General features: G+C 70.5%; 16 protein-coding genes and 1 pseudogene. 8 read left to right on the top strand and 9 right to left on the bottom strand.

The features are described 5' to 3' along the window. The first annotated feature begins 109 nt into the window (after nucleotides 1-109). The 3 genes from ACZ4WS_RS16800 to tatA are packed head-to-tail and all read left to right on the top strand — an operon-like array spanning nucleotide 110 to nucleotide 3,471. The gene (locus tag ACZ4WS_RS16800) at nucleotides 110-802 is read left to right on the top strand and encodes an ABC transporter ATP-binding protein (RefSeq protein ID WP_467981045.1); all 693 of its coding nucleotides are present in this window, start codon (nucleotides 110-112) and stop codon (nucleotides 800-802) included. After that, nucleotides 799-3,177 carry an ABC transporter permease gene (locus tag ACZ4WS_RS16795; RefSeq protein ID WP_467981044.1) on the top strand — a complete coding sequence of 793 codons (2,379 nt, stop codon included), beginning with the start codon at nucleotides 799-801 and terminating at the stop codon, nucleotides 3,175-3,177. Before ACZ4WS_RS16800 ends, ACZ4WS_RS16795 begins: the two co-directional genes overlap by 4 nt. Before the next feature lie 36 nt (nucleotides 3,178-3,213). Further along, nucleotides 3,214-3,471 carry a Sec-independent protein translocase subunit TatA gene (gene tatA / locus ACZ4WS_RS16790; RefSeq protein WP_467981043.1) on the top strand — a complete coding sequence of 86 codons (258 nt, stop codon included), beginning with the start codon at nucleotides 3,214-3,216 and terminating at the stop codon, nucleotides 3,469-3,471. Here tatA and ACZ4WS_RS16785 read toward each other — a convergent pair. Beyond that, nucleotides 3,410-4,963, bottom strand: a complete 1,554-nt coding sequence (locus ACZ4WS_RS16785; protein ID WP_467981111.1) for a phosphatidylglycerol lysyltransferase domain-containing protein — start codon at nucleotides 4,961-4,963, stop codon at nucleotides 3,410-3,412. The two genes, tatA and ACZ4WS_RS16785, sit on opposite strands and share 62 nt — an antisense overlap. Before the next feature lie 58 nt (nucleotides 4,964-5,021). Between ACZ4WS_RS16785 and ACZ4WS_RS16780 the strand changes: the two are divergent. Next, nucleotides 5,022-5,732, top strand: a pseudogene (locus tag ACZ4WS_RS16780) (Dyp-type peroxidase); the annotation flags it as partial. Here ACZ4WS_RS16780 and ACZ4WS_RS16775 read toward each other — a convergent pair. Continuing rightward, complete coding sequence (locus tag ACZ4WS_RS16775) at nucleotides 5,663-5,986, bottom strand: hypothetical protein (protein ID WP_467981041.1); 324 nt, start codon at nucleotides 5,984-5,986, stop codon at nucleotides 5,663-5,665. The pseudogene ACZ4WS_RS16780 and the gene ACZ4WS_RS16775 overlap by 70 nt on opposite strands. A 109-nt stretch (nucleotides 5,987-6,095) precedes the next feature. Then, the gene (locus ACZ4WS_RS16770; protein WP_467981039.1) at nucleotides 6,096-7,193 is read right to left on the bottom strand and encodes an NADH:flavin oxidoreductase/NADH oxidase; all 1,098 of its coding nucleotides are present in this window, start codon (nucleotides 7,191-7,193) and stop codon (nucleotides 6,096-6,098) included. Nucleotides 7,194-7,360: 167 nt separating this feature from the next. On the opposite strand from ACZ4WS_RS16770, the gene ACZ4WS_RS16765 reads away from it, so the two are divergent. Continuing rightward, entirely contained in the window at nucleotides 7,361-7,717 is a 357-nt protein-coding gene (locus tag ACZ4WS_RS16765; RefSeq protein WP_467981037.1) for an ArsR/SmtB family transcription factor, read from the top strand. On the opposite strand, the gene ACZ4WS_RS16760 is transcribed toward ACZ4WS_RS16765, so the two are convergent. Together ACZ4WS_RS16760 and ACZ4WS_RS16755 are read right to left on the bottom strand one after the other, a co-directional pair. Further along, entirely contained in the window at nucleotides 7,709-9,058 is a 1,350-nt protein-coding gene (locus ACZ4WS_RS16760) for a nucleobase:cation symporter-2 family protein (protein WP_467981035.1), read from the bottom strand. The genes ACZ4WS_RS16765 and ACZ4WS_RS16760 overlap by 9 nt on opposite strands. A gap of 171 nt (nucleotides 9,059-9,229) precedes the next feature. Beyond that, nucleotides 9,230-10,585: an FAD-dependent oxidoreductase gene (locus tag ACZ4WS_RS16755; RefSeq protein ID WP_467981033.1), complete on the bottom strand. Its 1,356-nt coding sequence runs from the start codon at nucleotides 10,583-10,585 to the stop codon at nucleotides 9,230-9,232. Nucleotides 10,586-10,792: 207 nt separating this feature from the next. Here ACZ4WS_RS16755 and ACZ4WS_RS16750 point away from each other — a divergent pair, with 207 nt between their 5' ends. After that, entirely contained in the window at nucleotides 10,793-11,269 is a 477-nt protein-coding gene (locus ACZ4WS_RS16750; protein ID WP_467981031.1) for a DUF6214 family protein, read from the top strand. Nucleotides 11,270-11,274: 5 nt separating this feature from the next. Here ACZ4WS_RS16750 and ACZ4WS_RS16745 read toward each other — a convergent pair whose 3' ends face one another. Beyond that, complete coding sequence (locus tag ACZ4WS_RS16745; protein ID WP_467981030.1) at nucleotides 11,275-11,925, bottom strand: DUF305 domain-containing protein; 651 nt, start codon at nucleotides 11,923-11,925, stop codon at nucleotides 11,275-11,277. A 193-nt stretch (nucleotides 11,926-12,118) separates the two neighbouring features. Between ACZ4WS_RS16745 and ACZ4WS_RS16740 the strand changes: the two genes are divergently transcribed. Next, nucleotides 12,119-13,621: an LVIVD repeat-containing protein gene (locus ACZ4WS_RS16740; protein ID WP_467981028.1), complete on the top strand. Its 1,503-nt coding sequence runs from the start codon at nucleotides 12,119-12,121 to the stop codon at nucleotides 13,619-13,621. On the opposite strand, the gene ACZ4WS_RS16735 is transcribed toward ACZ4WS_RS16740, so the two are convergent. Continuing rightward, complete coding sequence (locus ACZ4WS_RS16735) at nucleotides 13,609-14,367, bottom strand: TetR/AcrR family transcriptional regulator (protein WP_467981026.1); 759 nt, start codon at nucleotides 14,365-14,367, stop codon at nucleotides 13,609-13,611. The genes ACZ4WS_RS16740 and ACZ4WS_RS16735 overlap by 13 nt on opposite strands. Nucleotides 14,368-14,568: 201 nt before the next feature. Here ACZ4WS_RS16735 and ACZ4WS_RS16730 point away from each other — a divergent pair, with 201 nt between their 5' ends. Continuing rightward, a complete protein-coding gene (locus ACZ4WS_RS16730) occupies nucleotides 14,569-14,814 on the top strand; it encodes a DUF2630 family protein (protein ID WP_467981025.1) in 246 nt (81 codons plus the stop codon). 33 nt (nucleotides 14,815-14,847) lie between these two features. Here ACZ4WS_RS16730 and ACZ4WS_RS16725 read toward each other — a convergent pair whose 3' ends face one another. Then, the gene (locus tag ACZ4WS_RS16725) at nucleotides 14,848-15,543 is read right to left on the bottom strand and encodes an HAD family hydrolase (RefSeq protein WP_467981023.1); all 696 of its coding nucleotides are present in this window, start codon (nucleotides 15,541-15,543) and stop codon (nucleotides 14,848-14,850) included. 33 nt (nucleotides 15,544-15,576) lie between these two features. Then, entirely contained in the window at nucleotides 15,577-16,260 is a 684-nt protein-coding gene (locus ACZ4WS_RS16720; protein WP_467981022.1) for a phosphatase PAP2 family protein, read from the bottom strand. Between the last annotated feature and the right edge of the window lie 4 nt (nucleotides 16,261-16,264).

Here is a 16,264-nt window from a genome sequence, read left to right as displayed (position 1 = left end):
GGCGCGGTACCGGAAATGACCCGGCCGACCGACGCGGCCGTACGGCGCGCGCGCCTAACTTCCGACGGGTCGGACGGACTTGACCGTCGGACGGACCGAGGGAGACACCATGACCACGCCGGTGATAGAGCTGCGCGATGCCAGCCGCGCTTACGACGACGGGCCGCCCGCGCTGCGCGACGCGTCGCTGACCGTACGGGCCGGTGAGGCCGTCGCGGTCCTCGGGCCGTCCGGCAGCGGCAAGTCCACGCTGCTCAACCTGATCGCAGGGCTCGACCGGCCGGACAGCGGAACCGTCACCGTGGACGGCGTACGGGTCGACGGGCTGGGCGAGGCCGCCGCGGCGCGCTTCCGGCGAGCCAAGATCGGTATGGTCTTCCAGTTCTTCAACCTGCTCGACGACCTGACCGTCGCCGACAACGTCGTCCTGCCCGCGCAACTGGCAGGCATGGCACGCGGGGAGGCGCGTCGGCGCGCGACGGAACTGCTCGAAACGCTCGGCGTCGACCGGCACGCCCGCGCCTACCCGGGCCGGCTGTCCGGCGGCGAACGGCAACGCGTCGCCGTGGCCAGGGCGTTGATGAACCGCCCGCCGCTGCTGCTGGCCGACGAACCGACCGGAGCCCTGGACACGGCCTCCGGCGAGGATGTCAGCGAGTTGCTCGCCGAGCTCAACGCCGACGGACAGACCCTCGTCGTGGTCACCCACGACCTCGCGCTGGCCCGCGCCTGCACCACTCGCACGATCCAGCTCGTCGACGGCCGGATCACCGGCGACCTCGCGGCGGAGACCGTCCGATGAGCGCGCTCGGCCGAGTGGTGCGCTCGGGTGTGGGGCGCCGCCGGGTGCAGACCCTGGTGATCGGGCTGACCATGATGATGGCGGTGACCGCGTCCGTCCTCGGCGGCTCCCTGCTGGTCGCCTCCAGCGCACCGTTCGAACACGCCTTCAGCAGGCAGCACGGCGCGCATCTGTCCGTGCAGTTCGACGCCGACAGAGCCACGGCCGCGCAACTGTCGGCATCCGCGCACACCGACGGGGTCGCCGACGCGTCCGGTCCGTTCCGTACGGCGTCGGTCACCCCACAGGGCGACCAGGGCGAGGACTTGACGCCGATGACGGTCGTCGGCCGAGCCGAACCCGGCGAAAGAGCGGTCGACGACGTCACGTTGACCAAGGGACGGTGGGCCACCCGGCCCGGTGAGATCGTCGTCTCCGCCGATCTGGAGACCTTCCCTGGCGCGGGCCGGCAGTTGCACTTCGCCGGTCTTCCCGGCAACCCGACGCTGAAGGTGGTCGGTTGGGCCCGGTCGGTCAGCCGTACCGCCGACGCCTGGGTGGCCCCCGCACAGATCGCCGCGCTCACGCCGAGCAGCGGCGGCGGGTACGAGATGCTCTACCGCTTCACCGCGGCGGACACCGCCGCGCAGGTCGCCGCGGGCCGCCGCGCGGTGACGGCGGCCGTCCCGGCGAAAGCCGTGACGGGGGCGCAGTCCTGGCTCGCCGTCAAAAAGGCAGCCGAGCGCCAGACCGCGCTGTTCGTCCCGTTCCTCGTCGCGTTCGGCATCCTGGGTCTGGTCATGTCGGTGCTCATCGTCGGCAACGTGGTCGCCGGCACGGTCGGCTCCGGGCTGCGCCAGATCGGCATCCTCAAGGCCGTCGGATTCACCCCGCGCCAGGTCGTCCGGGCCTATGTGGGCCAGGCGCTTCTCCCGGCGGCGGTCGGCACGGTGCTCGGCGTCGTCGCGGGCAACCTCGCCGCCGTCCCGGTGCTGTCCGAGGCGGAGGATGCCTACAGCACCACCGGCTCCGCCGTCGCCCCGTGGGTCGACATCGCCGTGGTCGCCGGGGCGCTGGGCCTGGTGACCGGCACCGCGTGGGCCGCCGCATGGCGCGCCGGACGGCTGCGCACGGTCGACGCGCTCGCCGTCGGACGAACCCCGTCGTCCGGCCACGGCCGTCGGGCGGCCCGGCTGAGCGCCCGGCTGCCGCTGCCGCGGCCGGTCGTGCTCGGGCTGGCCCGGCCCTTCGTCCGGCCCGCCCGTGCGGCCGCCATGTGCGCGGCGATCGCCTTCGGCGCCGTGGCCGTCACCTTCGCCGTCGGCCTCGGCTCGACGCTCAGCGAGGTGATGACCGCACGGGAGCACAACGCCGCCGACGTCGTCATCGAACCCGTGGGACCGCAGATCGCAGGCGGCGTGCAGCAGACCCCAGCGGGATCGGCCCCTGCTGATCCCGCCGCTGATCCCGCTGCTGATCCCGCCGCGATCGCCGAGGCGATCAACTCCCAGCCGGGGACAGGGAAGTACTACGGAATCGCCATGGCGCAGGCGACCGTCTCCGGGGTGACCGGTACCACCGACGTCGTCGCGTTCTCCGGCGACGGCTCCTGGGGCGGCTACGCGATGGTCACGGGGCGCTGGTTCACCAAGGCCGGCGAGGCCGTGGTGCCGACTCCGTTCCTGACCGCCACCGGGACACGCGTCGGGGACACCGTCACGCTCAACGACCACGGCAAGGCGGTCGCCGTGCGGATCGTCGGCGAAGTCCTCGACACCCACAACGACGGCATGGAGGTCTTCACCGACGTGGGGACGCTCAAGGCCGCGGAGCCGAACCTGAAGGTCGTGAGCCACCACATCGCGGTGAAGGCCGGCACGGATGTGTCCGCGTACGTCGACAAGCTGAACAGCGCGCTGAAGCCCCTCGGCGTCACCGCCGCGATCGCCCAGTTGCGCAACGGCAGCGACACCGCCGTCATCCTGAACACACTGACCGCGATCCTCACGGTGATGCTCGTCGCCGTCGCCGGTCTGGGCGTGCTCAACGGCGTCGTCCTCGACACCCGCGAACGGGTTCGTGACCTCGGAATCCACAAAGCCCTCGGGATGACCCCCCGGCAGATCGTCACCATGGTCGTCACCTCGGTCCTCGTGACCGGACTCGTCGGCGGCGCCCTCGGCGTGCCGCTCGGCGTGACACTGCACGGCTGGGTCATCCCGGCGATGGGCCACAGCGCCGACCTCAAGCTGCCCGACTCCGCCATCGCCGTCTACGGCACAACCGAACTGATCCTGCTCGCACTCGGCGGGCTGCTCATCGCCGTCCTGGGCGCGTTGCTGCCCGCGGGCTGGGCCGCCCGGACCCGCACCGCCACGGCCCTGCGCACGGAATAGGGACGGCGGCCGGCAAGCCACCTCATGGTTGTACAGTTGCGCAATGTAGCAACCATGGAGGGGTCGCCGGAGAGGCGCGCCCTCGACCGATGCGAGGAAGGCGGGGGCGCGATGCTCCGCAACGGACTGGAACCCTGGCACCTGCTGATCGTGGCGATCGTGCTCGTCGTGCTGTTCGGCTCGAAGAAGCTGCCGGACACCGCCCGTGCGCTCGGCAAGTCGATGCGCATCCTCAAGAGCGAGGCCAAGGCGATGAAGGACGAGAACGCAGAGGCCTCGGGCGCCGCGCACTGAACCCGCACCGCGGCAGGGCGGGCGGGGCGAGGAAGCCTTCCGCGCGAGCGCCGGCGATCCCGATGCGGGGGAGGTCGCTGCTCTTCTCGAACAGGAGATAGCGGGGCTCCCAGACGGGCCGGTACTTGGCGTTGGCCCGGTAGAGGGACTCGAGTTGCCACCACCGGGAGAGGAACGTCAGCACCGAACACCACAGTCGCAGCACGGGCCCCGCGCCCAGCCGGGAGCCGCGTTCGAAGACGGACCGGAACATGGCGAAGTTCAGGGACACCCGCTCGACGTCGAACTCCTGGGCACGCAGCAACAGTTCGATCACCATGAACTCCATCAGCCCGTTCTCGGAGTTCCGGTCCCGTCGCATCAGGTCCAGCGACAGCCCCCGCTCGCCCCACGGTACGAAGCTCAGCACGGCCCGGGGTTCACCCTCGCTGTCGTGGCACTCCAGCATGACGCAACGCCCGTCGGCCGGGTCGCCGAGCCGTCCGAGGGCCATGGAGAAGCCGCGCTCGGTCTCGCCGTCGCGCCAGTGGTCCGCCTTGTCGACCAGGGTGGCCATGTCGGCCTCGGGGATGCTCGCGTGGCGGCGGACGCGGACGGTGTATCCGGCCCGGCGGATGCGGTTGTGCGCCTGCCGGACTCCCCGCATCGCGCGCCCTTCCAGGGTGAAGTCGGCGCGGTCCACGATGGCTTCGTCACCGAGTTCCAGGGCGTCCAGGCCGTGCCGGGCGTAAATGGTGCCGGCTTCGTCGCTCGCGCCCATCACCGCAGGTGTCCACGCGTGCCGGCGCGCCTCCCGCAGCCATGCCTCGATGGCGCCGGGCCAGGCCTCGGGGTCGCCGATCGGGTCGCCGGAGGCCAGGGTCACGCCCCCGACGACTCGGTAGGCGATCGCCGCCTTGCCGCTCGGGGACCAGATGACGGCCTTGTCGCGGCGCAGCGCGAAGTAGCCCAGTGAGTCCCGTTCGCCGTGCCGGGCGAGCAGCTCCCGCAGGCGCTGCTCGTCCTCCTCGCCCAGGAGCTCGCGACCGCGCGGCGCGCGGAAGCACGCGTACAGCATGAGGAGGAAGGTCACGGCCATGAGGACGTTGATCAGGATGTCCACCCAGCGGGGTGCGGCAACGGTGTCGAAGCGGTCGGCGAGCGGGCCGACGCTGACTCCGCGCAGCAAGGTGTACGCGATCCGGTCGCTCATCGGTGTCCCGGACACCTGGTTGGTGGCGCTCACCAGCAGGGTGCCGACGGTGCCGCAGACCAGGAGGCCACCGACCCCCACGGCCAGCGCCAGTCGGGGGTTGGAGCGGTCCCCGACGGCGTGGAACTCCTTGCGCCCCAGCAGCAGCGCGGCGACGAAGAGGCCGGTGAGCAGCGCCGAGATCCAGTTGAAGACGTGCCGTTGATACCGGTCCTGGGTCAGGGCCAGGGCGTAGAGCGCGCAGAGCGGTCCGGCCAGCAGCACGTTGAAGATCCACGCGGCCCGTTTGTGGCGCCGCATCACCACGGCCACGGAGCCCCGGTGTCGGCGCGGCCGGAGCCGCCCTCGCGGGCGCCACGCGAACTCCGACACCGTGCTGCACGCCCTGCGCGACATCGCCCGCCACACACGCGGCGGGATGCAGATCAAGTGGCGCGTCGACGGCTTCCAGAACCCGTCCCGCCCGACCGGCGCGCAGCGCAACTTCCTGGGCTTCAAGGACGGCATCGCCAACCCCGACACGACCTCCGCCCGCGAGATGGACAAGCTGGTCTGGGTCACCGACGCAGACGGCGAACCGGACTGGGCGGTCGGCGGCAGCTACCAGGTCGTGCGCGTCATCCGCATGCTCGTGGAGTTCTGGGACCGGGTCTCGCTCACCGAACAGGAGAAGATGATCGGCCGCCGCCGCGACACCGGGGCTCCGCTCGACGGCGCGCAGGAGACCGACATCCCGCGCTACACCAAGGACCCGCAGGGCCAGGCGATCCCGCTCGACGCGCACATCCGCCTGGCCAACCCCCGTACGACGAAGACCGACGCGACCCGGATCCTGCGCCGCGGTTACAACTACGACCGGGGCGTCGACAAGGCGGGCAACCTCGACATGGGGCTCGTCTTCTGCTGCTACCAGCAGGACGTGGTACGGCAGTTCGAGGCGACCCAGGAACGGTTGATCGACGAGCCGCTCGTCGACTACATCATCCCCACCGGGGGCGGCTACTTCTTCGCCCTGCCGGGCGTGAAGAACCGTTCCGACTGGCTGGGCCGCGCCCTCCTCAAGGGCTGACCCGGACGAGGCTCCCCGTCGTCCGCGGCGCAACGGTTGCGCGTCGTCACCCACCAGAGGAGATCGCCCAGGGCCGCTCCCGCCGTCACGGCGGCCATTATCACAATCGCCATGACGAGTCCGTCGCCGAAGTGCGGGCGTACGTGCAGGGCGTGCAGGTCGAAGCCGCACAGGACATACACGCCCGCGGCGGCGACCCCGAGACTCGGCACGAGCAGGGCCAGCACGGCCACCGGTCCGCGTCCCGTTCGCACGGCGTCAGGTGCCTTCATGGGTCCCCCGGGACGTCAGAGGCTCACGGTCGTACGACGACCGGCAGCCGTGAAGTGTGCACGAGCGGCGTTCACCCTACATCACGTAGGGTTAACGCCCTCCGCGCGCCTGCACGGAGCGGTGGTACTGATCGGGCACGTGGACGTCCGCGCCGAGTTCGCGGGCCGCGAGGCGGGCGAACGAGGGGTTGCGGAGCAGTTCCCGGCCCAGGAGGACCGCGTCGGCCTCGCCGTTGGCGAGGATCTTCTCGGCCTGCTCGGCATCGGTGATGAGGCCGACCGCGGCGACGGGCAGGGACGTCTCGTTCTTCACACGGGCGGCGAAGGGGACCTGGTAGCCGGGTCCGACCGGGATGCGTACGCCGGAGGCGTTGCCGCCCGTGGAGACGTCCAGCAGATCCACTCCGTGTTCCTTGAGCCGGCCGGCGAAGCGGACGGTGTCGTCGGCGGTCCAGCCGTCCTCGTCCAGCCAGTCGGTGGCGGAGACGCGGAAGAAGAGCGGCTTGTCGTCGGGCCAGACTGCGCGCACGGCGTCGACGACTTCGAGGGCGAAGCGGGTGCGGTTCTCATACGAGCCGCCGTACTCGTCCGTGCGGTGGTTGGAGTGCGGGGAGAGGAACGAGTTGATGAGGTAGCCGTGGGCGCCATGGATCTCGGCGATCTCGAAGCCGGCGTCCAGGGCTCGGCGGGCCGCATCCGCGAACTGCCCGACGACGGCCTGGATTTCGGCGACGGTCAGCTCGGTCGGCACCGGGTGGTGGTCGTCGAACGGGGCCGGGCTCGGACCGAGCGGCTGCCAGCCGTACGCCTCGGGTCCGACCGGCGCGCCGCCCTTCCAGGGGCGCTCGGTCGATCCCTTGCGGCCGCTGTGAGCGATCTGGATCGCCGGAACGGTGCCCTGGCTCTTCAGGAAGCGGGTGATGCGGCGGAACGCCTCGACCTGTGTGTCGTTCCAGATGCCGAGGTCGTACGGGCTGATGCGGCCCTCGGGGGAGACCGCGGTCGCCTCGACGATGATCAGCCCCGTGCCTCCGGCGGCGCGGGCCGCGTAGTGGGCGAAGTGCCAGTCGTTCGGGGCGCCCGTCGACGGTCCCTCGGGTGCGGCCGAGTACTGGCACATCGGGGGCATCCACACCCGGTTGGGGATGGTGACATCGCGCAGGGTGCGGGGCTCGAAGAGTGCGCTCACGGCGGACTCCCTTCATGGCGGGGCCGGTGTACGCCTCGTACGATAGGCATCGTAGTATGGCAGATGTCAAACTACGAGAGATCTCGTACAATGAGGTGCGCGGGAACCGGTGAAGTCCCTCCAGGGACCTCGCCGGGCGAGAGCCCGCCCCGAGGAATGGAGCCGCCGTGACGACCGCAGCCCCCGGCAGCACCCGGGATCTCCCGCATCCCGCGAGCGAGGACATCCGCCTGGAGAGTGTGCTGCACGCGCTGTCCGACCCGATGCGGCTCCAGGTCGTGCGAGAGCTCGCCGCCGACGGCGACGAGCTCTCCTGTTCGCACTTCGACCTGCCCGTCACCAAGTCCACGACCACGCACCACTTCCGGGTGCTGCGGGAGAGCGGGGTGATCCGGCAGATCTACCGGGGCACGGCCAAGATGAACGCCCTGCGCAAGGACGACCTGGACGCGCTGTTCCCCGGCCTCCTCGACAGTGTCCTGACAGCGGCCACCCGGCAGGCCGACCGGCCCGGCTCAGGCTGAAGCGGTCTCCGGTTCGACGGCGGCTTCGGCTGAACTCGCCTTGCCCGGCAGGTGGTTGAAGAGCAGGTTCAGTACGATCGCCGTCAGGCACCCGGCGCTGATCCCGCTGTTCATCACCGTCTGGAACCAGTCCGGGAACTTCTCGTAGATCGTCGGCACGCCGACCGGCAGCACACCCACGGCCACGGAGACGGCGACGATCGTCAGGTTGTGGTTGTCCTTGAAGTCGACCTGGGCCAGCGTCCTGAGGCCGCTCGCGGCGACCGTCCCGAACATCACCAGGCCCGCGCCGCCCAGCACCGGCGCCGGTATCGCCGCGACCACGGCGCCCAGCTTGGGCAGCAGGCCGAGCAGCACCAGGATGCCGCCCGCGGTGGCGACGACCCAGCGGCTGCGCACCCGGGTCATGCCGACCAGGCCCACGTTCTGCGCGTACGCCGTGTACGGGAAGGTGTTGAAGATGCCGCCGAGGACGGTCGACAGGCCGTCGGCGCGCAGGCCGTCCGAGAGGGAGCGCGGGTCGATCTTCCGGTCGGTCATCTCACCGATCGCGATGAGGTCACCGGTCGTCTCGGTCATCGTCACCAGCGCGACCACCAGCATGGAGATGATCGCCGAGGCGTGGAAGCTGGGCGTGCCGAAGTGGAACGGCGTGCTGACCCCGACCCAGTCGGCGTCCCCGACCCCGCTGAAGTCCGTGAAGTCGAACGGCACCGCGACCGCGAGTCCCACGGCCATGCCGATCAGCACCGCGACGCGGCTCAGGAACGCCGGCGCGAACCGCTGCACGCCGAGCACCACGGCGAGCACGAAGCCCGCGAGCGCGAGGTTCTTCGGCTCACCGAAGTCCGCGCTGCCCTGTCCGCCGGCGGCCCAGTTGCCCGCGGCCGGCAGCAGGGAGAGACCGATGACGAGGATGACCGTGCCGGTCACGAGCGGCGGAAAGAAGCGGAGCAGCTTCCCGAAGACCGGAGCGAGGAGCACGATCGCGAGGCCGGCCACGATCACCGAGCCGTAGATCGCGGGCAGTCCGCCGCCCGTCGTCCCGATGAGCACCATCGGCGACACGGCCGCGAAGGTGCACCCCTGCATGATCGGAAGCCGCACCCCGAAGCGCCAGAAACCCACGCACTGAATGAGCGTCGCGATGCCGCACACCAGCAGATCCGCGGTGATCAGATACGCCAGATCGGCGGGCGACAGCTTCATCGCGCCGCCCACGATCAGCGGAACGGCGACCGCGCCCGCGTACATCGCGAGCACGTGCTGGAGCCCGAAGGCGGCCAACTGGCGTATGGGTGGGACCTCGTCGACGGGATGTACGGGCGCGGGGGTTGCCATGGGCACTCCAGGAGCGGCGGAGGAGCGGGGAAGTCCGAACGGCACGAGAACGTCCGAACAGCACGAGACCGTAGGGGGCTTGAACAGTTTGTTGATTTCCGGCCTGTTGCCGATATGTGTCATGCCCACAGAGGTGAACTCGACTCTGCTACGACGCAGCACCGGACCCGGCTACGAACCCGCCGTCCGCGCCGCCGCCAGCAGCGACGTCCAGTCGGGCAGCTTGACCACGCGCCGCCCGAGGGAGGCGCCCAGCTCCGCCTCGGCCCGCTCGATCGCCTGCCATCCATCCCACTCGACCGGCGTCAGCCCGTCCGCCCGCAGCACCGCGAGCGGATCCTCGGGAAGGTCCCGTCGTACGAGCGTGGGGGCGTCCTCCAGCAGCGACGTCACCGTCTCCTTGGCGCACGGCCGGTTGGTGCCGATGACGCCGGTCGGGCCGCGTTTGATCCAGCCCGCCACGTACTCGCCCGGTGCGATCGCCCCGTCCCGCAGGACCCGCCCCGCGAGATGCGGCACCGTGCAGTGCTCCGCGTCGAACGGCAGCCCTTCGAGCGGCACCCCGCGATAGCCGACCGAGCGCAGCACCAACTGCGCCTCGATGTCCTCGTACTGCCCTGTGCCCGTCACCCCGCCGTATCCGTCCGGCACCGTCCGCTCGAAGCGCGCCGCGCCCACGCGTCCGCCGTCGCCGTCGGCGAGCAGTTCGACGGGGCGCAGGAAGAAGCGCAGCCGGATACGGCGCGGCCGATCCTGCGGCGGTGCGGCGGCCCACCCCCGCAGCACCTCCACATTGCGGCGCTGCGCGGCAGGCAGGGCGGACGGATCGACGTAGTGCGGATCGAGCGCCAACTCCTCCGGGTCCACGACGACTTGGGTGTCCGGCAGCGCGCCCAGCTCGCGCAGCTCCTTGGTGGTGAAGCGGGCCTGTGAGGGGCCGCGCCGCCCGATCATGCTGATCTCCGTCACCGTGCTCGCGGCCAGCGTGGTGAGCGCCGCCTGCGGCATGTCGGTGGGGCTCAGCTCGGCCGTGCCGCGGGCCAGCATCCGGGTCACGTCGACGGCGACGTTGCCGACGCCGATGACCACGGCAGAGCGGGCGCCGGGCACGAATCCGTCCGCCGCGGAGTCCGGGTGTGCGCTGTACCAGGACACGAACTGGGTCGCCGACCAGCTGCCGGGCAGTTCCTCGCCCGGGATCCCGAGGTGGCGGTCGGTGGCGGCGCCCACGCAGTAGACGACCGCGTGGTACAGCTCCCGCAGCCGGTCCGGCGCAAGTCCGCCGGGGCCGATCTGGACGCCGCCCAGGAACCGCACCCGCTCGTCCTCCAGGACGGTCCGCAGATTGTTCTGCAGCGATTTGATCTTCTCGTGGTCGGGTGCCACGCCGTAGCGCACCAGGCCGTACGGGCACGGCAGCCGGTCCAGGACGTCCACCCGGACCTCCGGCAGCTGGCTTTGCTGGACGAGACTCTGAGCGGTGTAGACCCCGCTGGGTCCCGAGCCGACGACGGCGACATGCAGCACGGCGGAACTCCTTATCCGAAACCCGAACAGCTCGAGGAGATCGCTGATGGCTCCAGGATCGCACCACGGGAGCTCCGCTGACAGGGTGCGGCGCGCGGCGCACCCGTGCGTGTCCGTTCGTATGGAGTGTGATGACGCGGTTACGTTCCGTATGTGCTAGCGGCATCCTTTCTCAATCTGTCTGATCGCCGCCGTCCGGACGGTGCGGTGTCCGTGTGGCCCGCGTGGGAAGTACGGGAGCGTGAGTGCGCCACATCGTGGTTCAACGTCCGGCTGGCCTTCGGAGACGGCGCCCAGGTCGACCTGCTCGCCGTGCTGTCCGGGGGTGACCTGTCGATCGAGGACGTGCGGGCCCAGCCGCCGCTCTCGCTCGACGACCTCACGATGCTCGCCGACTGGATCGAGGAACCGCTCTTCGAAGCGTGCGGCGCGCGGACCGTGCCGCCGGACGAGTCGGAGGAAGGGTCGGAGGAAGGGTCCTCGCACCGCGCCCGGACGGCGTGGCCGCGCGGCATGGAGGGCCGCCGGCTCGTCGCCGAGGAGTACCTCGCGGCACGGGACAAAGGCATCGACCCGGTGCTGGCGGTGATGTGCGCGACCGGGCACAGCCGGCGCAGGTCCCTCAGGCTCATCGCCGGGGCCCGCGACGCCGGCTTCCTGACGCCTCGCCACGCCCGCCGTTAGCGGCGTTACGACATCTCGCGCATCCTGCTGATCTCACTTGTCTGCTGCGCGATCACATCGTCGGCCATCTCCTCGATCTGGATGTTGTTGCCCTGAGCCTTCACATCCGTGGCCATCGTGATCGCCCCGCCGTGATGCGTGATCATCAGCTTGAGGAAGAGCTGGTCGAACGCCGTGCCCCGCGCCGCGCGCAGCTTCTTCAGCTGTGCCTGAGTCGCCATTCCGGGCATCGCCCCGTGCTCGTGCTCCGTGACGGTGTTCTCGCCGTTGTGCGTCTTCAGCCAGCTCCTCATGGTGGCGATCTCCGGCCCCTGCGCGGCCGTGATCCGCGCGGCGAGCCGTTTCACCTTGCCCGACTCGGCCTGCTTCGGGGCGAGTTCGGTCATCTCCAGCGCCTGCGTGTGATGGTCGATCATCATCCGCGCGTACGCGAAGTCCGCCGAGTTGGGGGAGTCGTCGTCGGACCGCTGTTTCGCGGCATCCTCGGCGGAGAGGGTCTCGGCCGCCTCGCCCGGCCTGCCGGGTGCGATCACCGAAGGTCCGCTCGTCTTGCCGGACTTGCTCCCGGAACCCGAGTCGCACCCCCCGAGCGCGAGCGCGGCGACCGCCAGCGACGCCGCGACCAGGGACGCACGGGACGTACGGCGAAAGGACACGGCGACCTCCTGCGGCACATGAACGGACGGACACCTCAAGGGTGTTGCTGACCGTCCTAGCACGCTTCCGCACGTGACTGATCGAAAACTTTCATTACGAGTCCGTTGCCATCTGTTGATCAATGCTTGGTGCGGACGATACTGCGGGGGTCCGTGAACCGTTCAACTGCGAACGGCTACAAGGGAGGACACAGTGACCCTGTTGAAAAACCCCCGAACGCGGCACAGACGACTGGGAGTTGCCGTGGCCGCGGCCGGACTCCTGGCCGCGCTGCTGACGGCCGGCCCGGCGGCCGCGACCCCCGACCCCGGGGACAGTCCTGTTGCGCAGGAGCAGATCTCCCCGAGCGACGCCGCCGAGGCGCGGGCGGCGATGGCGAGCGGTGAGATACCCGGTCAGGACGAGATCGTCCACTCCGACAACATCGAGCACCTCACCAACATCCCCAAGGATGCCCTGCCCGGCACCAATTCGGACCTGGCCTTCCAGGGCAAGTACGCGTTCGCCGGCAACTACGACGGTTTCCGCATCTTCGACATCAGCAACCCGAAGGCGCCCAGGACGGTCGCGCAGGTGCTGTGTCCGGGCTCGCAGAACGACGTCTCCGTCTCCGGCAACCTGCTGTTCCTGTCCACCGACTCCTCGCGCAGCGACAACTCATGCGCCAGCACCACGCAGCCCGCGACCGAGAAGTCCTCGTGGGAGGGCATGAAGGTCTTCGACATCACCGACAAGGCGAACCCGAAGTACGTCGCCGCCGTCGAGACCGCCTGCGGCTCGCACACCCACACACTCGTGCCCGAGCGCAAGAACGTCTACCTCTACGTCTCCTCGTACTCGCCGAGCGCCACCTTCCCCGACTGCCGGCCGCCGCACGACGGCATCTCGGTCATCAAGGTGCCGCGCAACGCCCCCGAGAAGGCGGCCGTGGTGAACTTCCCCGTCCTGTTCCCGGGTGAGGGCCCGGACGGCGGCGGCAACCCGGGCGCGCCCACCAACCCGGGCGTCTCCAAGACCACCGGCTGCCACGACATCACCGTGCTCCCGTCCAAGGACCTCGCGGCGGGTGCCTGCATGGGCGACGGCATCCTCTTCTCCATCAAGGACCCGGAGCACCCCAAGGTCATCGACCAGGTCGAGGACAACGTGAACTTCGCGTTCTGGCACTCGGCGACCTTCAACCAGAAGGCCGACAAGGTGGTGTTCACCGACGAGTTGGGCGGCGGTGGCGCGGCCACCTGCAACGAGGCCACCGGTCCGAACCGCGGCGCCGACGGCATCTATGACATCGTGGGCAAGGGCGACGACCGCAAGCTCGTCTTCAAGAGCTACTACAAGATCCCCCGCCATCAGGCCGACACCGAGAACTGCGTGGCCCACAACGGCTCGCTGATCCCGGTCAAGGGCAAGGACCTCATGGTCCAGGCCTGGTACCAGGGCGGCGTCTCCGTCTGGGACTTCACCGACTCCGCCGACCCGCGGGAGATCGCCTACTTCGAGCGCGGCCCGCTGACCACCGACAAGCTCACGGTCGGCGGCTCCTGGTCGGCGTACTACTACAACGGCTACATCTACTCGAACGACATCGCCAAGGGCTTCGACGTGCTGAAGCTCAGCGACCGGCGCACGGACCCGGCCAAGCGCGTCCATCTGCGGGAGCTCAACGTCCAGACGCAGCCGGACTACTTCGACTGACCGTCCGGCCGATCGGACTGACCGTCGGACCGATCGGACTGGCCGTCAGACCGATCGGATTCGCCGTCCGGCCCGTCGGAGTGACCGTCGGGCCGGTCGCCGGTCGCGAAGAACCGTGAAAGATCCGTCTCGCACGTCCCGCCGGGCACCGCGGTGTCCGGCGGGACACCCATCTCCCAGTCCAGGCGGTACCGCTTGAACAGCTCGGCCCGCAGCGTGGCGATCGGCATCGGAACGCCCGGCACCAGAGCCGCGTACACCGAGCCCATGAGCAGCGCCCGCAGCATCGGGTAGTCGGTCGCCGCGTCCGGCGAGCCGTGCCGGGCGACGGTGTCCCGGAGCAGCTGCGCGAGACGCTGCTGCTCCGGGCACTGCACGAACCCCTCGGCCTGCAGGATCCCGGCCATGTGCTGGCGCATCAGCACGGGCTGGTCCCGGGCGAGGCCCAGGATCGCGTCGATGGCCCGCGCCATCCGCTCCCGGCCGTCCTCGGTACACGGCTCGCGCTCCAGCGCCTCCTCCAGCGTGCGGTGCATCATCCGGTGCACCGCGGACTGCAGGAGCCGGCGTTTGCCGGGGAAGTAGTACGACACCAGTCCGCGCGCCGATCCCGCGCGATCGGCGATGTCGCCGAGCGTGGTCGCCTCGTAACCGCGCTCGCTCACCAGCTCCACCGCGGCCTGCAGGAGCCGCTCCCGGGAACGCCGCCGCAACTCTTCATTGACCGAGGCGCTGCGCGGGGACATGCTGGAACTCCTGCGTTGACTGGCTGCCAGCCAACTATACTCAACGCGTCGGGCCGGCCCCTTCACGGGTCCGCTCCGGCCTGCCGTCTGCCTCGGGTGGCGCGGGGGAACATCCGAGGCAGACGTGCATGGCCCCGAGCAAGTCGCACAGCCGCGGTGGCCTCCTTAGAGTGGGCTGGAGTGCCGAGGAGGCGTACGGACATGGATCAAGACCAGATCCTGGCCAGGATCACGGCGATGGTGGACGACGAGCGACGCCTGCGCGACGCCGTCGCGTCCGGGCAGATCGACAGCGACACCGAACAGGAACGGCTCGGAGAGCTGGGGCGCGCGCTCGACCAGTGCTGGGACCTGCTGCGCCAGCGTCGCGCGAAGTCCGAGTACGGCGAGAACCCGGACGAGGCGCGGGTGCGCCCCCAGTCGCAGGTCGAGGGCTATCAGGGCTGAGGAAGCACGAGCGAGGGCCTGCGGGAGGGCCGGTCAGCCGACCAGGTCGAGCACTGGCCGCAGCCCGTCCGGGCGGTCCGTCACCGGTAGATGGTCCACGAAGTGCACTCCGCAGCCCAGGGCCGCCGCACCCCCGTCCGCCCGGCGGTCGTCACCGACCATCAGGGTGTCCTCGGGAGCGACGCCGAGCGCGTCGCAGGCGGTGGCGAAGAGCCGGGGATCGGGCTTCTGGATGCCGTGCTCGTACGACAGGACATACGCGCCGACGTACGGGTCGAGGCGGTGCTCGCGGAAGACGGGCCGCAGATCCCAGCCGATGTTGCTGACCACACCGACCGCGACCCCGCGCTCACGCAGCGCGCCCAGCACCTCGTCGGCGTCCGGGTAGGGGTGCCAGGCGTCCGGGACCATGTGACGGTCGTACAGCGCGTCGTAGAGCCGAGGGTCGGGCAGCGGTACCTGGCGGGAGACGCCGGTGTACGCGGCCCGGTGCAGCTCGGCGCTCTCGTCGCGGGTGCGCCACACCTCGTCGAGGCCCTCGGGCAGGTGAGGCGGCCGGCTTCCGCCGGGCAGCGCGCCCACCATCTCCAGCGCGTATGCGGCCTCGGCCAACTCCCCTTCCGGCAGGGTGCGATCGGCTCCGCGGAGCACGGCGCGCAGCCAGGACTCGGTCGATTCGGCGCGGAAGAGGGTTCCGGAGAAGTCGAAGAGCACGCCTTTGATCGTCATGAGGGAGATCCTTCGTGGCGCGACCGTGGCCGGTCAAGGGCGTCTCGAGCCGGGCCACCGCTCGTACGCGGCCACCGCCGACGCGACCAGCAGCGCTCCGAGGAGCCAGCCGCCCAGCACATCCGACGGCCAGTGGACGCCGAGCCAGATCCGGGTCAGGCCCGCGCCCACGACGGACACCACCGCCAGGGCCGACACCGTACGCCGCAGGGCGCGTCCGGCGTCGTACAGGTGGAGCAGCCACACCACCAGCCCGCACACCACCGTGGCCGTCAGCGCGTGGCCGGAGGGGAAGGCCGCGTAGTGGGCGGAGTCCACGGGGTCGGGCCAGACGGGCCGTTCGCGGCCGACCGCCGCTTTGAGTACCTGCTGCGCCAGTGTGCCCACCGCACATGTGGCCACCACCCATAGGGCCAACCACCATGCCGAGCGGCGCCACACCAGCCAGATCACAGCGGCCGCGCACACCGCGCGCATCGTCCAGGGGTCCCACACCCAGTCCGTGAGGACACGGAACGCATGGGTGATACCGGGTTCGTCGACGGCCCAGCGGTGCGTGGTGCGCGCGATGTCGCCGTCGAGGGCGAGCAGTGGATGCCAGGAGAACGTGACCAGCAGGAGGAGCAGCAGGAAGGGCACGGCGAGAGCCGCCATCGTGAGCGCCGCGGTGCGGGGGTCCGGTGTGCGGGACGGTGAGCCGACGGGCGGGGAGTGCATGGTG

It is taken from the genome of Streptomyces sp. NPDC029292 (assembly GCF_055569295.1).
This window is presented reverse-complemented; position numbering and strand designations above follow the sequence as displayed.